This is a genomic window from Pseudanabaena sp. UWO311, assembly GCF_006937785.1.
Classification (GTDB): domain Bacteria; phylum Cyanobacteriota; class Cyanobacteriia; order Pseudanabaenales; family Pseudanabaenaceae; genus Pseudanabaena.
On record NZ_SJEE01000011.1, the window covers coordinates 72,210 to 98,281 of the forward strand.

At 41.8% G+C, this 26,072-nt stretch carries 20 protein-coding genes, 1 tRNA gene and 2 pseudogenes; 12 read left to right on the forward strand and 11 right to left on the reverse strand.

Going from position 1 to position 26,072, the window contains the following annotated elements; translation table 11 throughout:
• The first annotated feature begins 382 nt into the window (after positions 1 to 382).
• Positions 383 to 2,806, forward strand: coding sequence for a CHASE2 domain-containing protein (locus tag PseudUWO311_RS10585; protein WP_142655215.1), 2,424 nt, complete (start codon positions 383 to 385; stop codon positions 2,804 to 2,806).
• 53 nt (positions 2,807 to 2,859) lie between these two features.
• On the opposite strand, the gene lepA is transcribed toward PseudUWO311_RS10585, so the two are convergent.
• Positions 2,860 to 4,671, reverse strand: coding sequence for a translation elongation factor 4 (gene lepA / locus PseudUWO311_RS10590; RefSeq protein WP_142655216.1), 1,812 nt, complete (start codon positions 4,669 to 4,671; stop codon positions 2,860 to 2,862).
• 604 nt (positions 4,672 to 5,275) lie between these two features.
• Between lepA and infB the strand changes: the two genes are divergently transcribed.
• The 4 genes and pseudogenes from infB (at position 5,276) to PseudUWO311_RS10605 (ending at position 10,507) form a co-directional block, all read left to right on the forward strand.
• Positions 5,276 to 8,707, forward strand: a complete 3,432-nt coding sequence (gene infB / locus PseudUWO311_RS10595) for a translation initiation factor IF-2 (RefSeq protein WP_142655217.1) — start codon at positions 5,276 to 5,278, stop codon at positions 8,705 to 8,707.
• 145 nt (positions 8,708 to 8,852) lie between these two features.
• Positions 8,853 to 9,230: pseudogene (locus PseudUWO311_RS24375) on the forward strand (AAA family ATPase); the annotation flags it as partial.
• A 75-nt stretch (positions 9,231 to 9,305) separates the two neighbouring features.
• A pseudogene (locus PseudUWO311_RS24380) lies at positions 9,306 to 10,004 on the forward strand (AAA family ATPase); the annotation flags it as partial.
• Positions 10,001 to 10,507 carry a hypothetical protein gene (locus PseudUWO311_RS10605; protein ID WP_142655218.1) on the forward strand — a complete coding sequence of 169 codons (507 nt, stop codon included), beginning with the start codon at positions 10,001 to 10,003 and terminating at the stop codon, positions 10,505 to 10,507. The pseudogene PseudUWO311_RS24380 and the gene PseudUWO311_RS10605, both read left to right, overlap by 4 nt.
• A gap of 7 nt (positions 10,508 to 10,514) precedes the next feature.
• On the opposite strand, the gene PseudUWO311_RS10610 is transcribed toward PseudUWO311_RS10605, so the two are convergent.
• On the reverse strand, positions 10,515 to 10,847 hold the full coding sequence (locus tag PseudUWO311_RS10610; protein WP_142655219.1) for a lipoyl protein ligase domain-containing protein: 333 nt from the start codon (positions 10,845 to 10,847) through the stop codon (positions 10,515 to 10,517).
• Between the two features lie 91 nt (positions 10,848 to 10,938).
• On the opposite strand from PseudUWO311_RS10610, the gene PseudUWO311_RS10615 reads away from it, so the two are divergent.
• Positions 10,939 to 12,633, forward strand: coding sequence for an ABC1 kinase family protein (locus tag PseudUWO311_RS10615; protein ID WP_142655220.1), 1,695 nt, complete (start codon positions 10,939 to 10,941; stop codon positions 12,631 to 12,633).
• Positions 12,634 to 12,778: 145 nt separating this feature from the next.
• The gene (locus PseudUWO311_RS10620; RefSeq protein WP_142655221.1) at positions 12,779 to 13,735 is read left to right on the forward strand and encodes an RluA family pseudouridine synthase; all 957 of its coding nucleotides are present in this window, start codon (positions 12,779 to 12,781) and stop codon (positions 13,733 to 13,735) included.
• A 137-nt stretch (positions 13,736 to 13,872) separates the two neighbouring features.
• Here PseudUWO311_RS10620 and rsmI read toward each other — a convergent pair whose 3' ends face one another.
• On the reverse strand, positions 13,873 to 14,715 hold the full coding sequence (gene rsmI / locus PseudUWO311_RS10625; protein WP_142655222.1) for a 16S rRNA (cytidine(1402)-2'-O)-methyltransferase: 843 nt from the start codon (positions 14,713 to 14,715) through the stop codon (positions 13,873 to 13,875).
• A 3-nt stretch (positions 14,716 to 14,718) separates the two neighbouring features.
• Positions 14,719 to 15,042 (reverse strand): phasin family protein, encoded by a 324-nt coding sequence (locus tag PseudUWO311_RS10630; protein ID WP_103669570.1) that lies wholly within the window; start codon positions 15,040 to 15,042, stop codon positions 14,719 to 14,721.
• A gap of 366 nt (positions 15,043 to 15,408) precedes the next feature.
• On the opposite strand from PseudUWO311_RS10630, the gene PseudUWO311_RS10635 reads away from it, so the two are divergent.
• Positions 15,409 to 15,891 carry a peptidylprolyl isomerase gene (locus PseudUWO311_RS10635; RefSeq protein WP_142655223.1) on the forward strand — a complete coding sequence of 161 codons (483 nt, stop codon included), beginning with the start codon at positions 15,409 to 15,411 and terminating at the stop codon, positions 15,889 to 15,891.
• Between the two features lie 42 nt (positions 15,892 to 15,933).
• Here the strand turns inward: PseudUWO311_RS10635 and hmpF are convergent, their stop codons facing one another.
• The 5 genes from hmpF to PseudUWO311_RS10660 all read right to left on the reverse strand — a co-directional run bounded on the left by hmpF (position 15,934) and on the right by PseudUWO311_RS10660 (position 20,185).
• Positions 15,934 to 17,622 carry a pilus motility taxis protein HmpF gene (gene hmpF, locus PseudUWO311_RS10640; protein ID WP_142655224.1) on the reverse strand — a complete coding sequence of 563 codons (1,689 nt, stop codon included), beginning with the start codon at positions 17,620 to 17,622 and terminating at the stop codon, positions 15,934 to 15,936.
• A gap of 171 nt (positions 17,623 to 17,793) precedes the next feature.
• Positions 17,794 to 18,822, reverse strand: coding sequence for an ABC transporter permease (locus tag PseudUWO311_RS10645; protein ID WP_142655225.1), 1,029 nt, complete (start codon positions 18,820 to 18,822; stop codon positions 17,794 to 17,796).
• Complete coding sequence (locus PseudUWO311_RS10650; RefSeq protein ID WP_142655226.1) at positions 18,822 to 19,007, reverse strand: hypothetical protein; 186 nt, start codon at positions 19,005 to 19,007, stop codon at positions 18,822 to 18,824. Before PseudUWO311_RS10650 ends, PseudUWO311_RS10645 begins: the two co-directional genes overlap by 1 nt.
• A gap of 18 nt (positions 19,008 to 19,025) precedes the next feature.
• The gene (locus PseudUWO311_RS10655) at positions 19,026 to 19,772 is read right to left on the reverse strand and encodes a hypothetical protein (protein ID WP_142655227.1); all 747 of its coding nucleotides are present in this window, start codon (positions 19,770 to 19,772) and stop codon (positions 19,026 to 19,028) included.
• A gap of 5 nt (positions 19,773 to 19,777) precedes the next feature.
• Positions 19,778 to 20,185 carry a GIY-YIG nuclease family protein gene (locus PseudUWO311_RS10660; RefSeq protein ID WP_142655228.1) on the reverse strand — a complete coding sequence of 136 codons (408 nt, stop codon included), beginning with the start codon at positions 20,183 to 20,185 and terminating at the stop codon, positions 19,778 to 19,780.
• Between the two features lie 130 nt (positions 20,186 to 20,315).
• Here PseudUWO311_RS10660 and PseudUWO311_RS24595 point away from each other — a divergent pair, with 130 nt between their 5' ends.
• The 4 genes from PseudUWO311_RS24595 (at position 20,316) to PseudUWO311_RS10680 (ending at position 22,815) form a co-directional block, all read left to right on the forward strand.
• Positions 20,316 to 20,450 (forward strand): hypothetical protein, encoded by a 135-nt coding sequence (locus tag PseudUWO311_RS24595; protein WP_263402930.1) that lies wholly within the window; start codon positions 20,316 to 20,318, stop codon positions 20,448 to 20,450.
• Between the two features lie 91 nt (positions 20,451 to 20,541).
• Complete coding sequence (locus tag PseudUWO311_RS10670; RefSeq protein WP_142655229.1) at positions 20,542 to 21,030, forward strand: flavin reductase family protein; 489 nt, start codon at positions 20,542 to 20,544, stop codon at positions 21,028 to 21,030.
• A 210-nt stretch (positions 21,031 to 21,240) separates the two neighbouring features.
• A tRNA-Gly gene (locus PseudUWO311_RS10675) sits at positions 21,241 to 21,312 on the forward strand.
• Between the two features lie 60 nt (positions 21,313 to 21,372).
• Positions 21,373 to 22,815, forward strand: a complete 1,443-nt coding sequence (locus PseudUWO311_RS10680) for a TldD/PmbA family protein (RefSeq protein ID WP_142655230.1) — start codon at positions 21,373 to 21,375, stop codon at positions 22,813 to 22,815.
• 29 nt (positions 22,816 to 22,844) lie between these two features.
• On the opposite strand, the gene PseudUWO311_RS23990 is transcribed toward PseudUWO311_RS10680, so the two are convergent.
• Together PseudUWO311_RS23990 and PseudUWO311_RS10685 are read right to left on the reverse strand one after the other, a co-directional pair.
• Positions 22,845 to 23,000, reverse strand: a complete 156-nt coding sequence (locus PseudUWO311_RS23990) for a hypothetical protein (RefSeq protein WP_190303461.1) — start codon at positions 22,998 to 23,000, stop codon at positions 22,845 to 22,847.
• 190 nt (positions 23,001 to 23,190) lie between these two features.
• Positions 23,191 to 24,789: a glycoside hydrolase family 57 protein gene (locus PseudUWO311_RS10685; protein WP_103669579.1), complete on the reverse strand. Its 1,599-nt coding sequence runs from the start codon at positions 24,787 to 24,789 to the stop codon at positions 23,191 to 23,193.
• Between the last annotated feature and the right edge of the window lie 1,283 nt (positions 24,790 to 26,072).

Genomic DNA, 26,072 nt, shown 5'->3' on the forward strand with positions numbered 1-26,072 from the left:
GATATTAATATAATCTTTAGTAAGATAATTAACATTGGGGTATTCATTATACCTAAATAATACCAATGAGTAGTAGAAACAACTGGTGAATCTTTAGTAATCAAATATATTCAAATTCAAATTTTGCAAGGCTATAGAATTTGTGTTTTTTGATAATTGATGCTTTTGCTCTAGAATTTATACTTAAATCCTAAAAGATACGCTATTTTTTTAGTATAAACTCTTAAGATGTTTCTTATTTAATTTACACAAATTGCTGCTGCTTTTCTATTATTGCGAAATTAATCTGGGGAACTAGCGATCGCAGCTGAGCTAACGATTAATGGCTATATCGATAGAGTAATCCCCATTGCTCCTCACTCTTGACTGTTAGAATTTACAGATGTGGATTAACTTCAAAAAGATAATTTGGAAATTGCGTGGGGTTTTGGTTGTTGTCCCAGCAACAACAGGTATTTTGCTTGGACTGCGCTTTGTGGGAGTTTTGCAACCAATAGAACTTGCTGTATATGATTTGTTCTTTCAATGGCGACCGTCAGAAGCCAAAGACGAACGCATCGTGATTGTCGCAATTAATGAACCAGACATCCAGAAGTTTGGTTCACCTATCTCTGACGAAACCCTTGCCAAGCTCTTAAATTTAATTCAACAACAACAACCCAGAGTAGTCGGGCTAGATATCTATCGAGATCTCCCAGTACCCAAGCAATATGGAGATGCATATCGACAGTTAGTAAACACGTTTGAATCAATGCCAAATCTAATTGGCATCCGCAAAGTTATCGCAAATCAAGGCGGTAGTGATGTGGATGGCTCCCCCATCCTAGAAAAGCTTAATCAAGTAGCTGCAAATGATTTGCTTCCTGATGGTGACGGCAAGATTCGCCGCATCTTACTTTCTCTAAAGGACAAACAGGGTAAAACTATCACTAGTTTGAGTGCTGCTTTAGCCATCAAGTACCTCAAACAAGAGAATATTAGCATCGAAGTTGTTAATTCTAAAACACAGCAATATAGGTTGGGAAAAGCAATATTTGCTCCAATCACCGAAAATGTTGGAGGCTATGTAAGCCAAGATCTGGGGGGATATCAAATACTTTCAAATTTCCGTAATTTTCAAAATGGTTTTCATACAGTTTCTTTAACTGATGTACTCAATAAAAATATTGCTCAGGATACATTTCGCGATCGCCTTGTTCTAATTGGAATTACCGCAGAAAGCAATACAGATTATTTTATTACTCCATATAACAGCACAACATTAGGTAGTCCTTTCCCAGTCACAAGCGGCGTTATTCTTCATGCAAATATTGCCAGCCAATTAATCGCTAACGCCCTTGATGGACGACCCACCATACAAGTTTGGTCTAAATTAATCGAATCTTTGTGGATTGTGCTCTGGGGAGGTATTGGTGGTTTATTATGTCGCAGTAGGCGCTACAAAAGAATACTGACCTCATCAAAATTTCCATTGCATATGCATTGGAATATTCTGACGATTTTGGGATTAGGAGGAGGGCTACTTACGGTTAGCTACATCGCATTTTTGTGGGGTTGGTGGATGCCTATAGTTCCTACTTTATTAGCACTATTTTGTTCAGCGATCGCGGTTACAAGCTATACGACTCTCAGCGCTGGGGAAACTCGCAGAAGAGCGATTCTTTCTGTTATTCCTGATTTAATGTTTCATGTTAGTGCAGATGGTATCTATCTTGGTCAGGTTAACTATGAAAACGAAATCGAGTTACTTTATCCTGACTTTGAGAATATTGGTAAGCATGTGTCCCAAATCCTTCCAACCGAAATTAGCGATCGCCAGCTTTTCTATATAAATCAAGCTATCGTCACAAGGGAAATGCAAATTTATGAGCAGCAAATATGTGTAAATGGCTACTGCCAAGATGAGGAGGTTCGCATAGTAGTGAGCGGAGCCAACGAAGTGCTATTTATGATTCGCAATATTAGCGATCGCAAACGAGCAGAGGCTGCAATTTATCAAAAGAATATCGAATTAGCCAGCACCTTAGATGAACTTAAAACCACCCAAAAGCAACTGTTAGAGTCCGAAAAATATGCTGCTCTCGGTAGTATGGTGGCAGGTATCGCCCATGAGGTGAATACTCCTGTTGGCAATAGTTTAATGGCAGCTTCCATTCTTGATAATGCGACAAATAGATTTAGGGAATCTTTTGAGATTGGGGAACTTAAAAAATCTAGCTTGCAAGCATATTTAGAGAAAACTAAAAGCAGCAGCGAAATTCTATTGACTAACTTACAGCGGGCTGCCGAGCTCATCCAAAACTTTAAGCAAGTTGCCGTTGATCAAACCAGTCTAGAGCAGCGCAGTTTTGAAGTGAAAGACTATATCGAGAAGATTCTGCTTAGTCTAGCCCCGCAAATTCAAAATACTTCACATCAAATTAAAGTCCTTGGTGATAATGCGATCTCTATACGAAGTTACCCTGGAGCCTTATCTCAAATCATCACAAATTTAGTGGTAAATTCTCTTGCTCATGCCTATCACAACTTAGATAAAGCTGGACAATTACAAGTTGAAATTTCTCAGCAAGATGACAAAGTTCTCATTACTTACTCTGATGATGGTAATGGTATTCCATCTGAAAGTCTAGACAAAATTTTTGAACCTTTTTTCACAACAGCTAGAGATAGAGGTGGTAGTGGTCTTGGGCTACATATTATCTATAACCTTGTGACACAAAATTTGAAAGGAACAATTCTTTGTGAAAGCACAGTGGGTGTTGGCACAAAATTTTCGATTATCTTACCACTCAACATAGAGCTATAAACCAAAAAAAAGGCAAATCGCCCGCTAAGCGGACGATTTGCCTTTTTTGGGTTTTAATCACCGTTCAATTGCAAAATTGCCATAAACGCTGCTTGTGGAACTTCCACTGTTCCAATTGACTTCATCCGCTTTTTACCTTTCTTCTGCTTCTCCAACAACTTCTTCTTTCGAGATATGTCGCCGCCGTAGCACTTGCTCAACACATTCTTTCGCAAAGCCGAGATATTCTCCCGCGCCAATATCTTTGTCCCGATCGCAGCCTGAATTGGAATTTGGAACTGCTGCTTTGGAATCAACTCCCTCAGCTTAGATACTAATGCTCGCCCAACATTATAAGACTTGTCGCGATGGACAATACAAGCCAAAGCATCCACAGGTTCTTCGTTCACGAGAATGTCAACAAGCACCAGATCGTTTGGACGATAGCCAATGACTTGATATTCCATACTGGCGTATCCCTTTGTGCGAGACTTCATTTGATCGAAGAAATCAGTTACCATTTCGGCTAAGGGAAGTTCGTAAATTAAAGTTGCTCGTTCTGTAGTGATGTACTTAGTATCTAAAAATACTCCTCGTCTTGCCACGCATAACTCCATCAAAGTCCCAATGTAAGATTGCGGAGTCATGATTTCTAGCTTGACATAGGGCTCCTCGATCGACTTTCTGGAATTTGGTGGCGGTAACTCACTAGGATTATCCACCATTAAAATTTCGTCCGTATTTGTCGTTACACGATAAATTACTGATGGCGCAGTCACAATTAGATCGAGATTATATTCACGTTCGAGGCGCTCTTGTACGATCTCCATATGTAGCATCCCCAAAAATCCACAACGGAAACCAAACCCCATCGCATTCGAGGTTTCTGGCTCATAATTTAGAGATGCATCGTTAAGCTTAAGCTTGGTAAGTGCTTCGCGCAATTCCTCAAACTGATCGGCATCAGTGGGAAACATGCCGCAGAAAACCATAGGTTTTGCTTCTTCGTAACCAGGAAAAGGCTCAGGGGCAGAGTCGATCGCTGAAGTAATCGTGTCACCAACCCGCGCATGGGCGACCATCTTAATCGCAGCAGCGAGATAACCCACTTCACCCGCATGTAATTCATCAACTTGGATTTGCCCAGGGGCAAGTACGCCAAGCTCATCGATTACATATTCTTGTCCTGAAGCCATGAATTTAACGCGATCGCCTTTTTTGACCGTGCCATCCATTACACGGAAATAGACGATTACGCCACGATAGGCATCGTAATAACTATCAAAAATTAAAGCTCGTAATGGTTGATCAACCGTATCTTTGGGCGGCGGCACTTGCAAAACGATCGCCTCAAGGATTTCCCTGATCCCAATCCCTTGCTTTGCTGAAGCTCTAATTGCTGCCGAGCAATCTAACCCAATTAACTGTTCGATTTCATTGGCTATGCGATCGGGATCTGCTCCTGGTAAATCAATTTTATTAAGTACTGGGACAATCTCCAGATCGTTGGCTAGTGCTAAATAGACATTAGCCAGAGTTTGCGCCTCGACCCCTTGCGACGCATCAACCACTAACAAAGCTCCTTCACAAGCTGCCAAGCTACGCGATACCTCATAGGAAAAGTCCACATGACCTGGGGTATCGATCAGATTAATCGTATATTCATCACCATTAAGCGCTTGATAATTCATCCGCGCCGCTTGTAACTTAATTGTGATCCCCCGCTCACGTTCCAAGTCCATGTTGTCGAGAAACTGCGCTTTCATATCCCGATCCGCCACAGTGCCTGTAAATTGCAGCAAGCGATCGGCAAGCGTAGACTTGCCGTGATCGATATGAGCAATGATTGAAAAGTTGCGAATGCGAGAGACGGGTACGTTGGTCATAAAATCACAATGCTTCGAGACTGTCCGATCCTACCTTAAATTAAAGTAGTGTAAATAACTGTAACAATGCAAATGCACTTAAGTTCATTAACTAGGGCTTTAGAAATTTAATTAATCCTTTGATTTTTTAGGCACAGCTAAGTAAAATGGGGCTTTTCAAAAATTTGAGCCAATTATTCACACAAAGCGCAATAAAGTAGATGAGCATAATTAATTACTAACCCAAACCCATAGGGTTGTGCCCCTGCGAGTCATAAACTATGGATTTGGGTAATTTATACAGAAAAAATCTCTTCTCAAAAACTATGTTTAGGGGTAATGTACAAGAGCTAGTAAACTGAGTGAGATTTTGCCAAGGTTTGTGAGCCAAATTAGCTAACATCTCATATTACTAGGTTGTATGAGTAATAATAGCTATAGTAGTTTCATTTAAAAATTGAAACCTACTCGCTAGCCTGTTCAGCAGGAATAGCTAGGCGCTTCTAAGATTAACTATGGTCAATGTAATTCAGTCAATGTAATTCAACCTAGCAAAAGATAGGAAGCAACTTCTATGTAAATTCAATTTCATCGTGTACAACAGTTACGCAGGGCAGAGTAAGCAATGAGTATAAGCAATCGAGTTCGACTATATGAACTCTCACGAGAGTTAGATCTCGACACCAAAGATGTAATCGCGGTATGTGAGCAATTAAATATAGTTGTTAAAAGTCATAGTAGTACAATTACAGAATCAGAGGCGGAATTGGTACGCATCAAAGCCCCTCAATATCATCATAAAGCTGCCGATCCTAGAGCTTCTGAAAAGAAAGCTGCTGCTGCGGCAAAGACCAAAGAATCTGATGCTCGTATTGCCAAGCAGCAAATTCTTGCGGTTACCAAGCCCACAATTCGTCTCAATACTCCACCTGTCTCTGTTAATGTAGGAGCTACAACTTCTGTAAATCCGCCCCTTAACTCACCTAGTGCGATCGCCGAGCCTAGCTCAGAACCTCCTGCTAAAACTGCTGTTATTAACCCTCCCCTGCCCATGCCCTCTGCTTCTTCATTAGTCAAGCCTCCCAGTCGTCCTTCTGTCTCAGAAGGTGAACAGTCCGAAACTAACCCTGCGCCCAAAATTGAATTGACCTTAGAAACAGCATTGACCCCACCAGTAAATCCCCAATCGATCAAAGACTCTCAGCCAAGATCACCCTCAGAATCAAAAACAGAGTTAATTGCGCCGCTAGCTCCACCTAAATCATCCGAAAAGGCGGCCGCATCTGCCCCTGCGAAGATTTTTGCTGAGGAACAAGCAACACCCAGCATCGTTACACCGAAACAAGCACCTAAGGAACAAGCACCCCGAAAAGAGACTCCAAGGGCTGAACGACTACAAGCAGAAAAAGCTGAGCGCCCTCCTGTTGTGCCAAAACAATCCTTAGTAAGTGTGTCGCCTCCTCAGGTCAAATTGAATAAACCTGCTGCTCCTGAGAGACCTAAGCCTCCAGTAGCTGTTGCTCCCAAATCTGTTATTGCACCCAAACCACCTGCGGCAAAACCTTCAGACGAGTCAAGAATTTCAGCAAAAGCCAATCAGAGTAGGTCTGAGCAGGACAGAACTGAGCAGATTACTGGTGAGGAAAAACCAGAAACAGTTAAGGTCAACAAGCCTGAAAAGCCAAAATTGAACAAACCTGCGGAACAACAGTCTGCCCCTGCTGCTGGTAGACCTCAAAGCCGTGGACCGAAGTTGGTAAAGGACTCGGTACTCATCGAACGTGGGATCACTGCCCCGACAGAACCACCGCATAATTTGCGTCCACCGATGCCAACCTTGATGCGTGCGCCTGAAAAGCCTGTTATTGCTGACAAAACTGGTAAGAAACCAGAATCAACAGGTGGATTTAATCCTGCACTACCAGAACTTTTAGAAAAACCAACGTTGCCTGGTAAGGGTAGTAAACGTAAAGGTAAATCCAAAGAAGAAGAAGAAAAGGATTTACTAGAGCTTAAAGAAAAAAATCGCCTGAACAAGCCGAAGCGCTATTTGCGTGATTTTGATGATGAGGATGATGATGGAGCTGATGCCGATGCTGCTGCTGAGTTAGCACAAATCAGTTTGTCGCTGGCTCGTCCAACAGCACGTCCTAAGGCTGCGGTTGTGCCATCGAAGCCAACCATGGCAGCCGACATTAAGCCAACGCAAAAGGGCAAAAAATCTGCACCTAGTCGCGATCGCCGTCATCAACAAGTCGAAATTATTCCTGAAAAACCGACCTCGGTAGAAATCGAAGAGGGTATGACCGTTGCTGTACTAGCCAAGCGGTTGGTACTTTCAGAGACAGAGGTAATTCGTACCCTGTTTATGAAAGGGATCATGGCGAATATTAACCAAACCCTCGATGTCGGTACTGCCAAAATGGTGTCGGCTGAATTGGGCTATGAAGTCCATGCCCCCGAGGTCGTCGAGCTTGCGCTCAAGACGGAAATGATTGAAGTTGGCGACCTTGACAAATTGCAACGCCGTCCGCCAGTAGTCACAATCATGGGACATGTTGACCATGGTAAAACCACCTTGCTCGATGCAATTCGTAAGAGCAAAGTCGCTCAAGGAGAGGCGGGTGGTATCACTCAACATATTGGCGCATATCATGTTGATGTTGAGCATAATGGTCAGAAACAACAAATCGTCTTCCTTGATACCCCAGGTCACGAAGCCTTTACTGCCATGCGTGCGCGTGGTACGAAGGTGACTGACATTGCTGTACTAGTTGTTGCTGCCGATGATGGTGTTCAGCCTCAAACCATTGAAGCAATCAGCCATGCTCGTGCTGCTAAAGTGCCAATTGTTGTTGCCATTAACAAAGTCGATAAGGTTGAAGCTCAGCCCGATCGCATTCGTCAAGAGTTAACCGAATATGCCCTCGTTGCTGAAGAATGGGGCGGCGATACAATCATGGTTCCTGTCAGCGCCATCCGTCGTGAGAATCTGGATACCCTGCTCGAAATGATCTTGCTGGTTGCCGAAGTTGAAGATTTACAGGCGAACCCTAACCGTACGGCTAAAGGCACGGTCATCGAAGCTCACCTCGACAAGGCAAAAGGTCCCGTTGCGACATTATTGGTTCAAAACGGTACATTGCGCGTTGGTGATATCTTTGTGGCGGGTGCTGCCTTTGGTAAGGTACGCGCCATGGTGGACGATCGCAACGTCCGTGTTGATAAAGCTTCGCCATCCTTTGCGGTGGAAGTTCTCGGTTTGGGCGATGTCCCTGCGGCAGGTGATGAATTTGAGGTCTATCTTGATGAAAAAGTGGCTAGAGCGATCGCTGATCAACGCACGATGGATCAACGTCAAGCCCGTTTGGTACAAGCAATGGCTTCCCGTCGTGTCACCCTTGGAACCTTGTCAGAAAAGGTCAAAGAAGGCGATCTCAAGGAACTCAATATTATCCTCAAGGCAGATGTCCAAGGTTCGCTCGAAGCAATTCTGGGCGCTCTTGCTCAGCTACCACAGCGGGAAGTTCAACTCCGCATCCTCCTCTCAGCTCCTGGTGAAATCACCGAAAATGACATCAGTTTGGCAGCGGCGAGTTCGGCAGTAGTCCTAGGTTTCAATACCACGATGGCTCCTGGTGCAAGACAGGCTGCTGACGAGATGGGTGTTGATTTCCGTGATTACAACGTCATCTACAAGCTCTTGGAAGATATCCAAGATGCGATGGAAGGCTTACTCGATCCTGAAATGGTCGAGGAATACCTTGGTCAAGCTGAAGTTAGGGCAATCTTTGCGATCGGCAAGGGTGCTGTGGCTGGTTGCTATGTCCAGAATGGTAAGCTACTCCGTAACTGTAATGTCCGTGTCAAGCGCGGTAATGAGGTTATCCATTCGGCTGTACTTGACTCACTCCGACGGGTTAAGGATGATGCCAAGGAGGTCGCCTCTGGATTTGAGTGCGGTATCTCTCTTGCTAAGTTTTCATCATGGAAAGAGGGCGATATCATCGAAGCCTTCCGCATGGTCACGAAGCGTCGCACGCTAGCTACTTCTTAAACAAAAAAGCGCCCCAAGGGCGCTTTTTTGTTTTGGCAATTTTTTTAGTTAAATAATTCTTCCCTATACTAATCAAACCCAAAACTAGCTAAAATGCTTGGATTTACCCAAGTCTTTTGCAATTTTTACACTTTGGAATTTATTTATGCTTCAAAGACTATATGTACATAACTTCAGATGCTTGGAGAATTTTGAGTTAACTCTAAAAGATCTCCCATCCTCACTTTTAATTGGGAAAAATGGTGCAGGTAAATCAACTATTGCTTTTGCATTAGAAATATTACAAAGTATTGGTCGAGGTATCAATAGAGTCAGTCAACTTATACAGACTAAGGACTTTAGTCGCGGTAGGTCTGATGTTCCAATTCGTTTTGAAATAGAAGTATTACTTAAAGAGCAACTGTACAAGTATGTTCTTGCATTAGAATTATCAAAAAATTTCAAAGAAATTCGTGTATTGGAAGAACAATTACTTGTTGCAGGAAATCCAGTTTATTTGCGTGAAGATGCTCAAGTAATACTTTAGGGGAAACCCCGCCAATCTCACCGACTATCCAAGGGAATTAGACCTGCCGCTCGTCTTTTAGCGCCTTCGCACTTTCAAGTAGATTGGAATCTTGTAGCTCTTCCATTAATTCAGGTGCAATCAGAGACCGATCCACTTTATATCTTTAAGAATTGGCTATCTCGCATGATCGTTTTGGCTCCAATCCCAAGCTTGATGACGGGAGAATCAAGTGGTGAAACTTTGGAGCCAAAGCGAGATGGTTCAAATTTTGGTGAATGGTTTTCTGGATTACTTAGCCGTTACCCCGCCGCTTACGCGCAGGCTGACAGATACCTTCGAGAAGTTATGCCTGATATTGAAGATTTTCAGAACGAAAAGATCGGCAAAGATGCTAAAAACATGATTGTTCGGTTTGAAGCCAATAGTGCAGAGTTGAGCGTTGATTTTAAAGATTTATCTGATGGGGAAAAATGTTTTTTCCTTTGTGCTGTTGTCCTCGCTGCAAACAAATACTACAGTCCTTTTTGTTTCTGGGATGAACCTGACAATTATTTATCGCTATCAGAGGTAGGACATTTCATCACAACGCTGCGACGCTCATTTAGGAATAGTGGTCAGATTTTAGTGACTTCACACAATGAAGAAGCAATCCGCAAATTCTCAGATGAAAACACTTTTATACTTGATCGAAAAAGCCATTTAGAACCAACTTTAGTAAGGTTAAAGAGTGATGTACATATAGATGGTGATCTCCCAAGTAGCTTAATTCGCGGCGATATAGAATTATGAGCGTCAACAGACATCAACTACATCTTCTAGTATTGCCAGAAGATAAAGCTAATCGCCAAATTGCTAACGGATTTCTTCTTGAACCAAGTCTTAACAGTCGAGCAATCCAAGTTCTTTCATTTGCTGGTGGTTGGGGAGATGTCATACAGGAATTCCTGCATGATTATGTTCCTACAATGCGAAAATATCCACAAACGATGATTGCTTTGCTTATTGATTTTGACGATAAGAAGCCAGATTTCTTGAACTATAAAGATCGATTAAACTATATAAAAGGTCAGATTCCAGACGATCTCAAAGAGAAAGTATTTGTTCTTGGATCTCGGACTTCACCAGAAAAATTAAGGAGCAACATGAAAAAATCTTTTGAATCAATTGGAGAATCTCTTGCTAAGGATTGCGCTGAAAATACAAATAAAACATGGGGACACGATCTTCTTAAACATAATGAAGAAGAGCTAAAGCGTATGATTTTATCTGTTAAGCCATTCCTGTTTGATTAACGCTACTTTATAGATTTTGAATTATCAGTAAATATATAGATTCCTGAGTTGTATTAGCTTGAAATTGCATGTCCAAACTAAATATTTGGGCAAAGGTTTGCGCGATCGCATTTTTTACCTGCTCAATCCTCACATCATGGGCAAACTGATTCAGATTACAAACTTGGCAATCGGTAATTCCACAGTGAACAGTGCGATCGAAACCTGATAAGTTCATATTTACGTTTAGAGCAAAGCCATGAATGGTGAGCCATTGGCTGAATTTAATTCCGACTTGAGCAATTTTTGGGTTTTGACCAGCATGATCAATCCAAACGCTTGAAATAGATCTTTGCCCCAATTATTGCAACTCTTTAAAAATTATTACAAATATATTATGTAGTTTTGTATACTGATAGGTTAAATGGGATATAAAAAAGGTATTTAACAGCGTGAGTCAGCATCCCCTCGAACAGCTAAATCGCTACGACGCAAAAGCCAATGCCGAATATTACGGTCGTCGTCCTTGGTTAGCGATCGCACGTATTTTCAAAATCATTTATTTTGCATTGAGCTTTGCTATAGCCTTTGGCTGGGATGTCTTGACAGGCAACACAGTCAGTCAGCCTAAGCTAGCCGAGCAACTACGACGCATTATTACTGCTCTTGGCCCCACCTATATCAAGGTCGGGCAAGCACTATCGACAAGACCTGACTTAGTGCGAGTCGATTTCCTTGAAGAACTAACGAAATTGCAAGACCAGTTACCACCTTTTTCTAACGAACAGGCTTTTGCAATAATTGAGTCAGAGCTAGGAAAACCCGTCAATACAGTTTATCGCAACATCTCTGAAGATGCAGTTGCGGCAGCAAGTTTAGGACAGGTTTACAAAGCCACGCTTTACACTGGCGAAGAAGTAGCAGTCAAGGTACAGCGTCCTGGATTAGTGCCTACACTCACCCTCGATCTCTACATCATGCGTGGCATTGCGGCATGGCTGGGGCCACTTTTGCCCCTGAACCTAGGTAATAGTTTAGAAGCGATCGTCGATGAGTTTGGCTTAAAGCTATTTGAAGAAATTGATTACGTCCATGAGGCAACCAACGCCGAGCGTTTCGCTGGTTACTTCAGAAACGATCCCGATGTCAAAGTTCCATCCATCTATCGTCAGTTCAGTACTCATCGAGTTCTGACACTTGAATGGATTAACGGCATCAAGCTAACTGAAATTGACCAGATTAAATCCGCAGGACTAAATACTGACAACCTCGTAAAAATTGGCGTTATGTCTGGGTTACGTCAACTTCTAGAGTTTGGCTTTTTCCACGCTGATCCTCACCCTGGCAATCTATTTGCCACCTACGATGGCAAGATGGCATATATTGATTTTGGAATGATGGATCAGTTAGACCTCACGACCAAAGAGCAGTTAGTTGATTCAGTCGTGCACTTACTGAATAAGGATTACGACGAGCTAGGACAAGACTATGTAAGACTTGGTTTCTTACAACCTGACATCGATATGAAGCCAATTGTCAATGCTCTCGAATCAGTGTTAGGCGATATCATGTCCGAAAAAGTGAAGGACTTTAACTTTAAAGTTGTGACCGATCGCTTCTCGAAAGTGATGTATGACTATCCCTTCTGCTTGCCAGCTAAGTTTGCTCTCATCATTCGCTCAGTAATTACCCAAGAAGGGGTTGCTCTGAGTCTAAATCCAGAATTTCAGATTGTGCAGGTTGCCTATCCCTACGTGGCGAGACGCTTGCTCACTGATGAATCAGAAAGTCTGCGTCAACGTTTAGTTGGAATTCTGTTTAAAGACGATAAGTTCCAATGGACAAGATTAGAGAATTTATTGGCGATCGCTAAATCCGATAGTGATTTTGACATTATACCGACTGCAAGTATGGGCTTAAAATTCTTGACTTCTAAGGATGGTGCTTATATCCGCCGCCGCATTTTGTTAGCTCTTACTGAAGACAATCGCCTACATACCGAGGAGCTAATGCGAATCTGGCAAATGATTGGTGCAGATCTCGAACCTTCCAAATTGTGGGATATGGCAGTTAAGACCTTAACTGGCGCAGTTCCTAAAGCGATCGCAGCGGCTCTTCCATTCGCTGCTTTTCAAAACATCAACTAAATATATTGATGTAATAAAACCCAAAAAACAATAGCGGCGCGAAGCGCCGCTATTGTTTTTTGGGTTTATGTCCTAAGCAAAATTTGCATTGCTATATTTGATGATCGCTTGTGTGCGCCTACTTTGCCGTACAATCAGATCTGCTATGAATCTAGAAATCAGCCCTACAGCCAATAACAATACTAACTTGCTTGAAGTCGGGACAGATTTGATTAAATCTGAGCGAATTGATCGCTTCTTAGCTCGTCACCTTGCAGACCTATCCCGATCGCGGATTCAAGCATTAATCGATGAAGGGCATGTCACCGTTAATGATGTACTTTGTAATAACAAAAAAGATTTAATCAAAGCAGGCGATCGCATTCAGCTAATTACTCCTGATGCAACGCCGCTCGACATAGTTGCCCAAAAAATTCCTCTAGATGTTCTGTATGAAGATGAGCATTTAATTGTAATTAATAAATCGGCAGGACTAGTTGTCCATCCTGCGGTAGGACATAGCGATGGAACTTTAGTGAACGCTCTTTTAGCTCATTGCACTGAGCTTTCGGGAATAAATGGAACTCAACGCCCAGGCATTGTGCATCGTTTGGATAAAGATACCAGTGGCGTAATGGTAGTCGCCAAAAGCGATCTCGCTCATCAAGACTTACAAGCCCAAATTCAAGCAAAAACAGCAAGACGAGAATATCTAGGCATTGTGCGCGGTGTTCCCAAAGGTGAATCAGGGCTAATTGATGCTGCGATCGCCCGACACAAGAGCGATCGCAAAAAAATGGCAGTTATTCCTGATGGTCGAAAAGCGATTACTCATTGGCAAATTCAGGAACGTTTAGGAAATTACACGCTTGTTAAGTTCGATCTGGAAACTGGACGTACACATCAAATTCGTGTTCATTCTGCATATATGGGCTGGGCGATCGCTGGCGATCCTGTCTACGGATATCCAAACAAGGAAACTTCGCAATATTTGACAGGTCAAGCACTACATGCATGGCGGCTAACCTTTACTCATCCAGTCTCAGGCGCATTAATTGAAAATACAGCCCCAATACCTGAAGGGTTTGAGAAGTTATTAGTATTTTTAAGACGCAGAAAATAAAGCCCTGCACTCAAGTGCGGGCTAAAAGCTAAAACCAGTTGAAACGGGTTACGGACAGAGCAAAGTGTTGTAGAAGAAGTATTTTTTAGTCGGTTTCAACCGACTTGAGCTTTTAGCCAAGAACTTGAGTTCTTGACTTATTCTTGTAGCGTCAGCGCTAGTTGATATATTTGGCGACGTGGTAAATCGGCTAGTTCTGCTAATTGACGGCTTGCCTCCGATCGCGAAACGCCAGAATCAATCAAATCTTGCAATTCTTTTAATATTACTTCCTCTGTCCAAGCATGTTTTAGACGAGCTTGCGCTCCTTCTAGTACCAATGTAAATTCACCCCGAGGAGCCTGAATTGTAAAATAGGCGATCGCATCTTCTATGGAACCACGCCAAAATTCCTCATGTAATTTGGTTAATTCTCTAGCGATCGCGATTCGACGTTCTTTTCCCAAGCTCTCGGCAAGCTCTTCGAGAGTTCTTAATAACCGATGTGGCGATTCATAAATAATCATCGTGCGAGTTTCTAAACGCAAAATTTCTAAGCGATCGCGTTTTTCTTTTTTATCAGTTGGCAAAAATCCATCAAACCCAAAATGCTGTGTCGCAAACCCCGAAGCGGTCAAAGCAGCAATCCCTGCGGTGACGACAGGAATTGGCACAACACGCACACCCGCAGCGATGCATCCTTGTACTAGTTCCACCCCAGGGTCAGAAATCGCTGGCATTCCTGCATCGGTGACTAAGGCGATCGCCATACCTTGCAACAACTTTTCTACCAGTTCGGGGACACGCTTAAAAGCATTATGTTCGTGATAGCTTGTCTGCGGAGTCTCAATTCCAAAATGATGTAGAAGCTTGCCAGTATGTCTGGTATCCTCCGCCGCAATTAAATCTACCTGTTTTAGAGTTGCGATCGCTCTGAAAGTCATATCCTCCAAATTACCGATCGGCGTTCCCACTAAATACAGAATTCCTGAAGATTCCATTAATTAGCGCCATTGCTTATTTTCTAAATCACGCATCTGACGCTCTAGGCGATCGATCCTTCCACGCAATTCATCCATTTCATTTTGACGTGGTACGCCCAAATCTTGCATCACATTACGAATCTGTCGCTGAATTAAAGTCTCTAGATTTCCCTGCTCTGACTTGAGTCGGCTTGCAATATCATTAAGGATCTCTGAAGCCTGTTCAGGATCAATTTTGCCGTCTTTGACCCAATCTTCACTAGCTTCTTTTATTTTTTCTAGCACCATCGAAGTCGTGCCAACACCAAGCATGAGTAACTGCTTGAGCAAATTATTGCTATCCATAACTATATGTGATCCTCAAAGCCGATCTATCACTCCATCATACTACTTCCTTCTCTGTCAAAAACAGTGGAGTGGGGCTTAGCCCCACTCCACTGTTTTTGATTATAGAAATGCAAATTCTAAAACCCTAAGAATAGTGGTGGCGCAAAGCGCCTCCACTATTCTTAGGGTTTTATGTCCTCCTCCCTTTCAGACAAGAATTGGTGATGCGGGGTGAACTAATTCGATCATCACTATAAAAAATAAACAAAAGCAGAGTTAATTCATGAATTAACCCTGCTTTTGGGGTTTTGCATCTTAACTGCCTTGGCGGTTGCTATACTTTAAGCTGATTTAAATTTCAAAAACTTTTAGGTAAGTCTACTTATGATCCGTGCTGTAATCGAGACCGCTAAGGGAACCATCCGTGCTGAGTTTGATGATCAACACGCCCCAATCACTGTCAAAAATTTCGTAGACCTAGCCAAGCATGGTTTTTATGATGGACTAACTTTTCATCGTGTCGAACCAGGATTTGTAATTCAAGGCGGCGATCCTCTTGGTAATGGTACTGGTGGATCGGTCGATCGCGTCAAACTCGAAATCTGGGCGGAGGGTGATACCCAAGCCACTATTGGCAATATTTTAACTGGTGGTAAAAAGCCCGTGATTAAGCATAATAAAGCAGGTGTTTTCTCAATGGCACGTACTAATGATCCTAATAGCGCAACCAGTCAATTTTTTATCACTCTTGGTGACGCATCATTTTTAGATGGTCAATATGCAGCTTTTGGATATACAGAAGATACCGAAGTCGCGCAAGCAATTCGCCGTGGCGACAAAATCCTCTCAATTAAAGTTGAAGAATAAAAACAAAAGAAAGGGTGCTTTGCACCCTTTCTTTTGTATGTCTTAAGAAGAAACTAAACTCTGAATAACAGATTGTAATTCAGTGAGAATTTGCGAGGAGCTATTACCATTTGACATGGCTCCCAAATCCTGAACTGCCGCTTCTAACTGTGGACGTAACGTGTCCACAATATCCTGCACAGGGCGTAAAAGCTGCTCTTGAGCACTAATTTGACCTAACAACTCAGCCACAACTCTAATCTGATCTTGCTGTAGAGATTCGGCTGAACGAATTGATTGGTCTTGTTGCTGATGCTCCTGAGTTTGTTTAGCGAGAATGTCTTGCTGCTGCTGCGTATAGTTTCTGACTGCATCAATTTGGCTTTCCATCTTCCGCAGTTCTTGTTCTTGACGGTTCTTTTGAGATTCAATTTGCGTTAACAAAGGCAATAAACTTTGGACTGGATTTGAATCAACTGCAATTCCTTTGCGACGATCTAAAACAGCTTTTTGTTGATTTAGTAATGATAAGCGCTGTTCCATACTCACTCTTGTTCCCATCACGCTGTCTTCAAGAACTTTGTACTGCTCTTCAGCAAACTCCTTATTACTCTCTAGTTCAATGCGATCAAATTGATCAGCAGTTTCTACTTGACTTTGTAGATCTGCTATTTCACCTTCTAGCCCAGCCAGCTCATCTTCTTGAGCACTTACATAATTGGCTAATTTATTGAAATCAGACTGTAAAGCTGTAATCGTTGATTCTAGCTCCTCAATGGACATTGATTGCAAACGGCTTTCTTCTTCTGGACTAAGTACTTCCATGCTACCTGGCCCCCCAAATGACTCGATCGCATTGAATGTCTGCTGGTAGAGGTCAATTTGAGCATCAAGTTGTACTCTAGACATCGCCATATTATTTTCTTGTAGCTTCAGAATGCCGCGCTGAGCTTTAAGCTCCGCTTGGGCATCAGCAAGAGCAATTTGAGTCTGTTGCCACTGACTCTTACGGGCATTAAGGTCTTCTGTTGATTTGTTTAAACTACCTTTTTGCTTTTCGGCTTCATTTTTTAGTCTATCTAAGCTTTGCCAAAATCCTGTAAGTATTTCTTGGCGCTGGTTGAGCAGATCAATAGCGCTATGGATTCTACCTCTAAGGGCATCTGGATTTGTAAAACTTGTTGATAATTGACTAATCAGAGCTTTGATATGCTCAGCCTGATCGACTGTTAAGGCTGCTGCCTTAGCCTCAAACTGCCCTCGTTCTACTTCAATATTTTTACGTAATTGCTCAAGTTCACTACGCTCTTTAGCAAACTTGGATTCTAACTCCTCAATTTCTTGTTTTCTAGTGTCAAGATGTTCTAGCTCTAGTTCCTTTTGTTCTAATTCCTGCTCACGCCGATGCAACTCTTGGCTCTGAAAATTAAGAGATTGCTTCCACTGCTCGACTTCTTCTTCGGCGGATTTATATTTGTCTTGCGATCGCGAAAAAGCCTGCAAGATATTGACAATTTTTTTAGAAGCATCTTGGACACTTTGCACTTGGTTACTGCCAGTTATCTCGGCAATTACCATTTGACCATCTTTAAACTCTTTCGCTTGTGCCGCATCTTGAATTGGTAAAACTTGCTCGTTAGTAATCGGCTGCCAAACATTTTCACCCGTATTACGTGCTAATAGACGGACTGACGAGTTACCGCCTAATCCAAAAGCTGCTTTCGATATTTGAAGTTCCGCTAAGTACTGCACGCTGAATATACTCCTATTTTGCTGATGCTAACTTTCAGATTGACATGACGAAAGAGCAAAAAACCCGTCACAAACAATACAAAATAGCCTAAATCCTAGTCTCATACTACCTAATTGCCTAAGCATTTTGGCGACATATTTTAAGACTGTTGGGAATTTTTTAAAAAAAGTCTATTGCCTAATGTTTTTTGGGTCAAGGGCATCACGTAAACTATCACCTAAGAGATTAAATGATAGCACCGTCAATACGATCGCTAATGCAGGAACCCATACAAGCCAAGGTTGTAGAATTACAATCGAGGCATTTGTAGACACAGACAGCATATTACCCCATGAGGGATCAGGAGGCTGAATGCCCAATCCTACAAGACTTAAAACCGCTTCTACAACGATAAATCGGGGGATATCGAGGGTTGCCGAGATAATAATAAATGTGATGGTTTGTGGTAAGACGTGATTGACAATGATCCTTAATGGGCTTGCTCCTGATGCACGAGCTGCCAAAATAAAAGTTTGTTCTTTGATGGACAGTACTTGTCCTCGAATAATTCTTGCTAGTCCTGCCCATGATACAAATGAAATGATCGCAATGATTAACGCGAATCGCTCAGTATTACTGATTTCAGGTGGCAAAATTGCAGTTAATGCTACTAACAAATATATTGAAGGAACTGACATTAGAACCTCAACAAAACGCATTAACACCACATCAAGCCAGCCGCCAACATAGCCCGAAATACCACCAACAAGGCAGCCTACAGTGTAGGAAATAATTGTACCGATAAAGCCAATTAGGAGGCTAATTCTACCGCCATACAATAGGCGGGTCAACTGATCCCGCCCTTGCTCGTCAGTGCCAAGTAGGTTTAGTTGGGCATTGCTAGTGGTACTAAACAAATGTCCACCATGAAAAATCTGAATCTGTGATGGTTTGCTGTAGTCAATAATTAAGGCGCGATCGCCTGTTTCCATATCGACTTTGCCTTGCGTAGTCGGATAGACATGAGCACCAATATATTGCCCTTGCCGATCGCGCCAATGAATTTGGGTAGGTGGAAGTAATGCTCCATTTTTAGCTGATTCGTTAACACCATAGGGTGTTACAAAATTAGCAAATAGAGCCAAGCCGTAGAAAGTCGTTAAAATTATAATGCCAATCCAAGCAAGAGGATTGGTTCTGAGTCGTTTCCACCAAGTCATTAGGATCCTTTAAGGGCTTTAAAGAAATTTTTGCGGTAGTTACCATTCATGGCAAATAAGACTGGCCAGAGCAAGGCTAGTCCGATCTGATTACCTTCAAAATCAGTACGACGAAAACCCAACAAAAATTTTACAACGCCAAAAACGTAAGCGATTAGTACCAAAATTCCAATTAGCTGTGGCATATATCAATTTCTCTTGACTTAATTATCTAATTTAACATCAAAAACTCCAGACCATTGCTCCCATAGCCGATCGCCTATTATTGCTCCGTTGGTCAAGATTTCCCGATCTTGGTTGGTTATATTTCCAATTTTACCTAAATAAGCTGATGTGATCGCCCCAGCCTGTAGTGTAATTTGGAGGTTATTAGGGTTATTTGTTTGTGGATGTCTTTGAGCGCGTTCAGTTACTAGGCTCCAACTGTGGGGTGTGCTAAGGAAATAATACAAACTGCTAGAAATCCCATTGTATAGACCTTGTGACCTATGGGCTGTGATTGCACTTGTACCTTGATTAACAAATTCCTGTGCTAGCTGTAGTTGATCTAAGCATTGTTGTTGATCTTTGAGATCATGACTGAGAGATCTTCTTTTATTAAAGTCATGACAAATATGATCAATACATGATTGCGGTTTTAGCTCATCTCGACATGCGAGGGCGATCGCATAGGCTAATACCAATTCCTGAATATCGGCATTGCAATGGGACTGTAGTCCTAGTATGCGCGATCGTACTTCTTGCAAATCTTGATGCCAATATGCGCCGATTGCGATCGCCAATAGGGTTATATCTATAGCGTCGATTAGTTCTAGATTGCTCAATCTGTCATTGATTACGCAGCTGGTCAGGGCTTTTAAGCGATCGGCATGATTTGGCTCTGCATTTAGCAAGATACTTGTAAAAATAGCGCGAAATCGACTTTTTAAAGATATTTGTGTTGTTAACATAGAATTTAATTTGATAGCAAATAGATAAGAGCAGCGATCGCTAGCATTAGTAAGAAAAGATAAATAATCACTCGTCCCCATACCGCCAAAAACAGACATAGTAGATCCCAAAAGGTCACTCTTGCCGTGCCATTCCATGCAGGACGAAATCGCGCAATCTCAGCTTTCTCAAAGGAATGGATCTGATTCGTTGTCAATACCTTGTAATGTAGCCTGCCAAACGGATGCAGTAGTCTAAATTGTTGATAGCGGTGATGGGCAGTTTTCCATCGACTGCGTAAATTCTTTGCTTTGCCGATGTATAGCACAATCCAAAGAGCCGTAATGTAATATACACCCGCATCTTGAGGTAATTCCTTTAACTTCTTGATGGGTTTAGACGGTAACCAAAAAATATGAAGCCATTCAGTCATAGGTAGTTTGCTATCTTGGTGTGCTTATTCCCAGAGATTTGATTACTTTTGTACGATCACTATAAAATTTAAGCTACGATATAGTTGTTTTGCTTAGGTAATCTAGATCATTTAGTTAGGTTTTGCTCGTATGACAGATTTTAATCGCGGCATCATGAAGTTTGAGAATGCTGATAGTCCTTTATCAATTGTGCTTTCTAGCGTTGTTGTTTTGAGTGCGATCGGATTCTTGCTCTGGTGGGGATTCCAGGCTGCTTACGTCTAGTCTGAAATATTGCAAATAAAAAGCGGCGCATTGCGCCGCTTTTTATTTGCTAAGTTAAGCTAAGACAACTATTTTATTATTTTAGTGAATAATGACCGTTACCACTTCTCAAGATGAACAACTCGGAGCTGCAATTGGCGCGATCCCAAGTGGGTTGTTTATTGTTACATCTCAACAAAATGACAAAACTGCTACCATGCTCGCTTCATGGGTTCAGCAAGCTGGGTTTACGCCTCCTTCGGTAACGATCATCGTTGCTAAGGGTCGCCCCATTGAGTCTTTTTTAACAGTCGGCAGTCCTGTTGTGATTAATATTGCCGAAAAAGGGCAGGGTAAAATTATCGGACATTTTGCTAAGGGTTTTGCTCCTGATATTGATCCTTTCGATGGTGTTGAAACTGCTGCTGCGCCTAGTGGACAGCCATATCTAACTGATGCGATCGCATATCTTGATGCAACAGTCACAGGTAGTCTTGATGCGGGCGACCACACAGTAATTTTGGCAACTATTAACGCAGGTGAGCGCCTTCGTGAAGGTGAGTCCGCCATCCACACGCGCAAAAATGGTTTCAAGTATTAAAAATAAAGCATCGCTTTGCGATGCCTTATTTTTTTGTTTTTAGGTTAGCGATCGCCATAGTAAAAATCTGTTTTTTGAAAGCCAGCCTTAGGCTGGCTTTCAAAAAACAGATTTCTATAATTAGAATTGCTCTTGCTGAAAAAAATTAGTTGACATTGTTCCCAATGTTTGTCATATTAGTAAAGCGCTAAACGCAAAAGACCGCTAAATGCGGGTGTGGCTCAGTGGTAGAGCATCTCCTTGCCAAGGAGAATGTCGTGGGTTCGAATCCCATCACCCGCTTAATAATTGATAAAGTAAAAGGGACGCATTGCGTCCCTTTTACTTTATGGATTTTTCCTGATGCAATTTGATTTAAAAGCTGCCTTATCTCATATTGATCTGCCATCTGCTGAATGGATTGGCTTGCGTGAAGTCAAAGAAATTAATACAACTCGGTATGTGCGCGATCGCAAACCACAGTCCAATGGACGTAGCCAATCCCATGGCGTAATGATCGAAGTGCTAGCAAACGGACAATTTGGCTATGCCAGCACTAATCATCTTGATCTCAAAAATATTCAATTAACGGCTCAGAAAGCCTATCAACAAGCGAAAACATCAGCACAGTGGGCAGTACATCACTTTACGATCGCTCAAAGACCAAAGGCGATTGGACAGTATTTCTCACCATTTCTCAAATCATCAGATGCGATCACCTCAAAAGAAATAAATGAACTCCTAATCGAAATCTGCGAAACCTTAAAGGTTTCCGATCAAATCGTTAAAACTAGTGCCTATGCAGTAATTACCGAAATCGAGACAAGATTTGTCAGCAGTAACGGTTCTGACATTTATCAAAAATTTCTCGCCATCGCTACGGACTATGCTGCTACAGCCCAAGATGGTGCAATTATTCAAAAACGTGGGGATAATGGACAACTGGCTCGTTGTAATCAGATTGGGATGGAAGTATTTGATCGTGAGGAAATCTTGCAAAGAGCGCAAGTTGTCGGTGAGCAAGCAGTTGAATTACTCACCGCTGTAGAATGTCCCACGGAAACTACAGCACTAGTTTTAGCACCAGATCAAATGTTGCTGCAAATCCACGAAAGCATCGGACATCCCTTAGAAATTGATCGAATCTTAGGCGATGAGCGCAACTACGCAGGCGGCAGCTTTATCAAGCTCGAAGACTTTGGTAACATGCAGTATGGCTCATCGCTGATGAATGTCTCCTTTGACCCCACGATAGCAGGTGAATTTGCTAGTTATGCCTTTGATGATGTTGGGATTCCAGCGACCAAAGAATATTTAATTAAAGAAGGTAAATTATTGCGCGGTTTAGGTAGTTCTGAGAGCCAAGTGCGATCGGGTATCGGAGGAGTAGCTAATGCCAGAGCCAACTCATGGAACCGTCCTGCAATTGATCGCATGGCAAATATTAATCTTGAGTCGGGAGAATATGCTTTTCAGGAGATGATCGCCGATATCGAACGCGGCGTATATATGGAATCAAATCGCTCATGGTCAATTGATGATTATCGCAACAAGTTTCAATTTGGCTGTGAATACGCGAAACTTATCGAAAATGGTAAGTTAACTAAAACACTGCGTAATCCTAATTATCGCGGGATTACTAATCAATTCTGGAATAGTCTTGCCAAGGTAGGCGATCGCGACACTGTTGAAGCTTATGGCTCACCCTTTTGCGGTAAAGGTGAACCTAACCAAGTAATTCGCGTAGGGCATGCTTCGCCTGTTTGCCTGTTTACAAATATTGAAGTCTTTGGTGGCGCTACCTAAAAAAGAAGGGCGCTTTGCGCCCTTCTTTTTTAATTTAAGCCCAATTGCTTCATTTCTTGTTCAAGGACATTTAGTAATCCAGCATCATTATTATTACGAGCAACTTCCATACGGCGTTTAATTGAAGCTGATAGATTGGCTTTATGATTTGCTGCTGCTTCAGCCTTTCTTTGAATGGTATTCATCACTAATATCCCTTAAATTACATATTGTTTATATATAGTTACCATAACATATAATTATTTAAACGGTAGCATACACTACTAAAATCTCATTAAAAAAAGGTTAAGAAAAGTCTCAGAATATAAAACCGAAAAGAGAGCTGCGGCGCTTCGCGCCGCAGCTCTCTTTTCGGTTTTGGGACTATAGCTATGATTAGCCAGCCGTTAATGGACGATAAGTTCTGTAATTGATATCGGGAAATATATTGTCAATATATTCAATTTTTTCTAGCCAGCCAGCATCAATTGTGCCAGCCTCAATATCATCAAATAGTTTCTCCAACCGCATTAAGTGCGATCGCGTCCTTCTAATTGCATAGGGAACCATCGTGCCAGTGCGCATGATGAAAGCCCAATCAGAAGACTGCGCTAAAAGCAACTCACGCGCCGCTTGATTAAGCGCTCGCCATTCTAGCTCGTCAACAGGCTCACGATAGGACAAATGAATCATCCTCTCCGCACCTTTATGTAAATGTTGATAAACCCAAGCATTTGTCTCATTTAGCCAATATTCATGGAAGCCTTTATAACCCCAACTAGATTGAGCAGGACGAGATACTTGTTGAGTTGGATTGCCACGTAGATAGTCGGCAAGATGCGTCATCTCAAAAGTGGTTTGATCGTAATGAGACTTACGAATCAGAAAATCAATAAACCAAGGTCCCTCATACCACCAATGGCCAAACAATTCTGCATCATAAGGAGATACCACAAGTGGCGGGCGACCCATCATGTCATGGAGATAGCCGATCTGACTTTCACGATTTTGCATGAAATTAGTCGCATGTTCAGCTGCTTTCTCCTTTGCCCAATATGGATCATAAAGCTGCTTTGCATCTAGCCCAAAATCACTTCCTGTAATGCGGTGATACTTGACACCTGTATTTTTGCGCTGACCGTTAGGCATGATAAACGGCTTGATATATTCATACTCTGCCTCCCATCCTAAGTCTTTATAAAATTCTCGATAAACAGCATTACCAGGGTATCCAACTTTTGATGACCATACCTGCTGTGATGACTCATGATCGCGGGCAAATGCAGCCACGCCTGTCTCTGTAAAAATAGGTGCATATGTCCCAAAGCGAGGTCGGGGCTGACCATACAAAAGCCCATGCCCATCAGTCAGAAAATAGCGCAATCCTACATCCGCCAATAACCTCTCTAGCCCATCGTAATAAGCACATTCTGGCAACCAAATTCCATTGGGTGCTCGTCCAAACTCTTGCGTGTAATGTTCAACGGCGACTTCTAATTGTGCCCAGACTGCCTCTGGATACATTTTCATTAGCGGCAGATAGCCATGCGTTGCGCCACAGGTGATGATCTCAAGGTTATTTGTATCCTGAAACTGTTTGAAAGCAGTTATAAGATCGCCACCATATTTTTCCCAAGTTTCGCGCGTTTCGGCAAATTCTTTAACGTAGTACTCAGCAAGATACTTGACATGACCATTATGCTCATTGCGAATTACTTCAAGTTCAACCAATTGCTGTAGCATCGCTAGATGCTTGTCATACCGTTCTTGCAGAAGTGGATCACGCAGCATTGAGACAAGTGGCGGTGTCATGCTCATGGTCATCTTGAAATCAATGCCATCTCGCCTAAGTCCCTCGTAGACTTTGATGAGGGGAATATAAGTCTCGGTGATCGCCTCATATAGCCATTCTTCTTCAAGTACGTAGTCGCTTTCGGGGTGGCGGACGTAAGGCAGGTGAGCGTGTAAGACCAGCGCGAGATATCCAATGCTCATAGATCTTCTTTTCCTAAAAAGTCTTTAAATTAGCCGATAGTGCTAAAAATGGCAGAATTTCACTATCACAACTGACAACGCTATATGTTGCCTATCTTGATATTGAAACCTACTCATTAGTCTGACAACAATTTTCAAGCAAATTAAGTACGTTAGAGCCTGTCTACCCTAATTTAAATGTGGGTAGGGGCTTCGGTAACTTCGTGATGCTGATGAAAGGTGTTATCTACAAATGTGATTTCATTTTTTAAGGCATTTTTAAAGTAATTTTAAGCTATTCCTGTACCCATTGTGATTATGTATACATCTTGACCAGCAATTCTCATTATGAAACCGATTTTGGTGTTTCCAGCGCCAAAGGCGCTGGAAACACCAAAATCGGTTTTTTGAAAGCTCACCATAGGTGGGCTTTCAAAAAACCGATTTTTATAGGGTTATCCCAAAGAGAGTTGTATCGCTTCACGGTGCAACTCTCTTTGGGGTTTGATTGATCGCCTTGTAGGGAAATAAGTAATACCAAATTAAGAAACGGCTACACCATTTCTTAATTTAAAAAACCTTACTGGGTTTGGTTTTTAATTCATACAAGTGTTGTCACACTTCCGTGAATTGGTATAAAGCGGTCTCTATGGAATTTAGATGAGCCAGTCTTATCTGAAAATTCTAACCAAAAGATAAAAAAAATCTGTAAATAACTTGCGTGAGATTTATTTTGTAAATTTTTTCTAGCAAATTGTTAAAAAATGATTACACAATGAAATAAATTAATTTTAATCGTTAAATGCAGTAAATAGGAGCAAAATGGAGATAGTAAGAGCTAACTACTATGAAAAACTATAATTACTGCTATTGCTATGTGTGGAGATGAGAGATACCTTAAGAACTCGAATTAAGCAAAATCATCTTCTAGACCCAAAAAAGGGATCGATTAGGAAATATGGTTTTTAACAAAAACTATCTTTAGGTATAGTTAAGTACAAATTGTTTTTTTAAAGATTTTGCAAGATTATTTTACCAAATTGATTGTTGACAAAACTATGTCTTATGTGTAATGAGAAAGAATTGCTGATTCAATACATAAAATCTGCTTTTTTACTGTTCACAATGAACTTGTTTTAAGGAAAAAAGCAAGGTAACTTATTAAATGTAATTGCTCCTTAAGTTGAGTTAATAGTTCAGCAGTTCTAAGCTTAATTATTTAACTCGCCTTATTCTCACACTTGATTTATCAGGAGCAAAGCTAGTTAAGAGGAGGCAGTTTTTTGAAAAAGATATCTTCTAAA

Excerpts from the sequence above, each read along its gene's own strand:
- PseudUWO311_RS10585 (WP_142655215.1), top strand. The coding sequence starts at position 383 with ATGTGGATTAACTTCAAAAAGATAATTTGGAAATTGCGTGGGGTTTTG.
- lepA (WP_142655216.1), bottom strand. The coding sequence starts at position 4,671 with ATGACCAACGTACCCGTCTCTCGCATTCGCAACTTTTCAATCATTGCT.
- infB (WP_142655217.1), top strand. The coding sequence starts at position 5,276 with ATGAGTATAAGCAATCGAGTTCGACTATATGAACTCTCACGAGAGTTA.
- PseudUWO311_RS10605 (WP_142655218.1), top strand. The coding sequence starts at position 10,001 with ATGAGCGTCAACAGACATCAACTACATCTTCTAGTATTGCCAGAAGAT.
- PseudUWO311_RS10620 (WP_142655221.1), top strand. The coding sequence starts at position 12,779 with ATGAATCTAGAAATCAGCCCTACAGCCAATAACAATACTAACTTGCTT.
- rsmI (WP_142655222.1), bottom strand. The coding sequence starts at position 14,715 with ATGGAATCTTCAGGAATTCTGTATTTAGTGGGAACGCCGATCGGTAAT.
- PseudUWO311_RS10630 (WP_103669570.1), bottom strand. The coding sequence starts at position 15,042 with ATGGATAGCAATAATTTGCTCAAGCAGTTACTCATGCTTGGTGTTGGC.
- PseudUWO311_RS10635 (WP_142655223.1), top strand. The coding sequence starts at position 15,409 with ATGATCCGTGCTGTAATCGAGACCGCTAAGGGAACCATCCGTGCTGAG.
- PseudUWO311_RS10645 (WP_142655225.1), bottom strand. The coding sequence starts at position 18,822 with ATGACTTGGTGGAAACGACTCAGAACCAATCCTCTTGCTTGGATTGGC.
- PseudUWO311_RS10650 (WP_142655226.1), bottom strand. The coding sequence starts at position 19,007 with ATGCCACAGCTAATTGGAATTTTGGTACTAATCGCTTACGTTTTTGGC.
- PseudUWO311_RS10655 (WP_142655227.1), bottom strand. The coding sequence starts at position 19,772 with ATGTTAACAACACAAATATCTTTAAAAAGTCGATTTCGCGCTATTTTT.
- PseudUWO311_RS10660 (WP_142655228.1), bottom strand. The coding sequence starts at position 20,185 with ATGACTGAATGGCTTCATATTTTTTGGTTACCGTCTAAACCCATCAAG.
- PseudUWO311_RS24595 (WP_263402930.1), top strand. The coding sequence starts at position 20,316 with ATGACAGATTTTAATCGCGGCATCATGAAGTTTGAGAATGCTGATAGT.
- PseudUWO311_RS10670 (WP_142655229.1), top strand. The coding sequence starts at position 20,542 with ATGACCGTTACCACTTCTCAAGATGAACAACTCGGAGCTGCAATTGGC.
- PseudUWO311_RS10680 (WP_142655230.1), top strand. The coding sequence starts at position 21,373 with ATGCAATTTGATTTAAAAGCTGCCTTATCTCATATTGATCTGCCATCT.
- PseudUWO311_RS23990 (WP_190303461.1), bottom strand. The coding sequence starts at position 23,000 with ATGAATACCATTCAAAGAAAGGCTGAAGCAGCAGCAAATCATAAAGCC.
- PseudUWO311_RS10685 (WP_103669579.1), bottom strand. The coding sequence starts at position 24,789 with ATGAGCATTGGATATCTCGCGCTGGTCTTACACGCTCACCTGCCTTAC.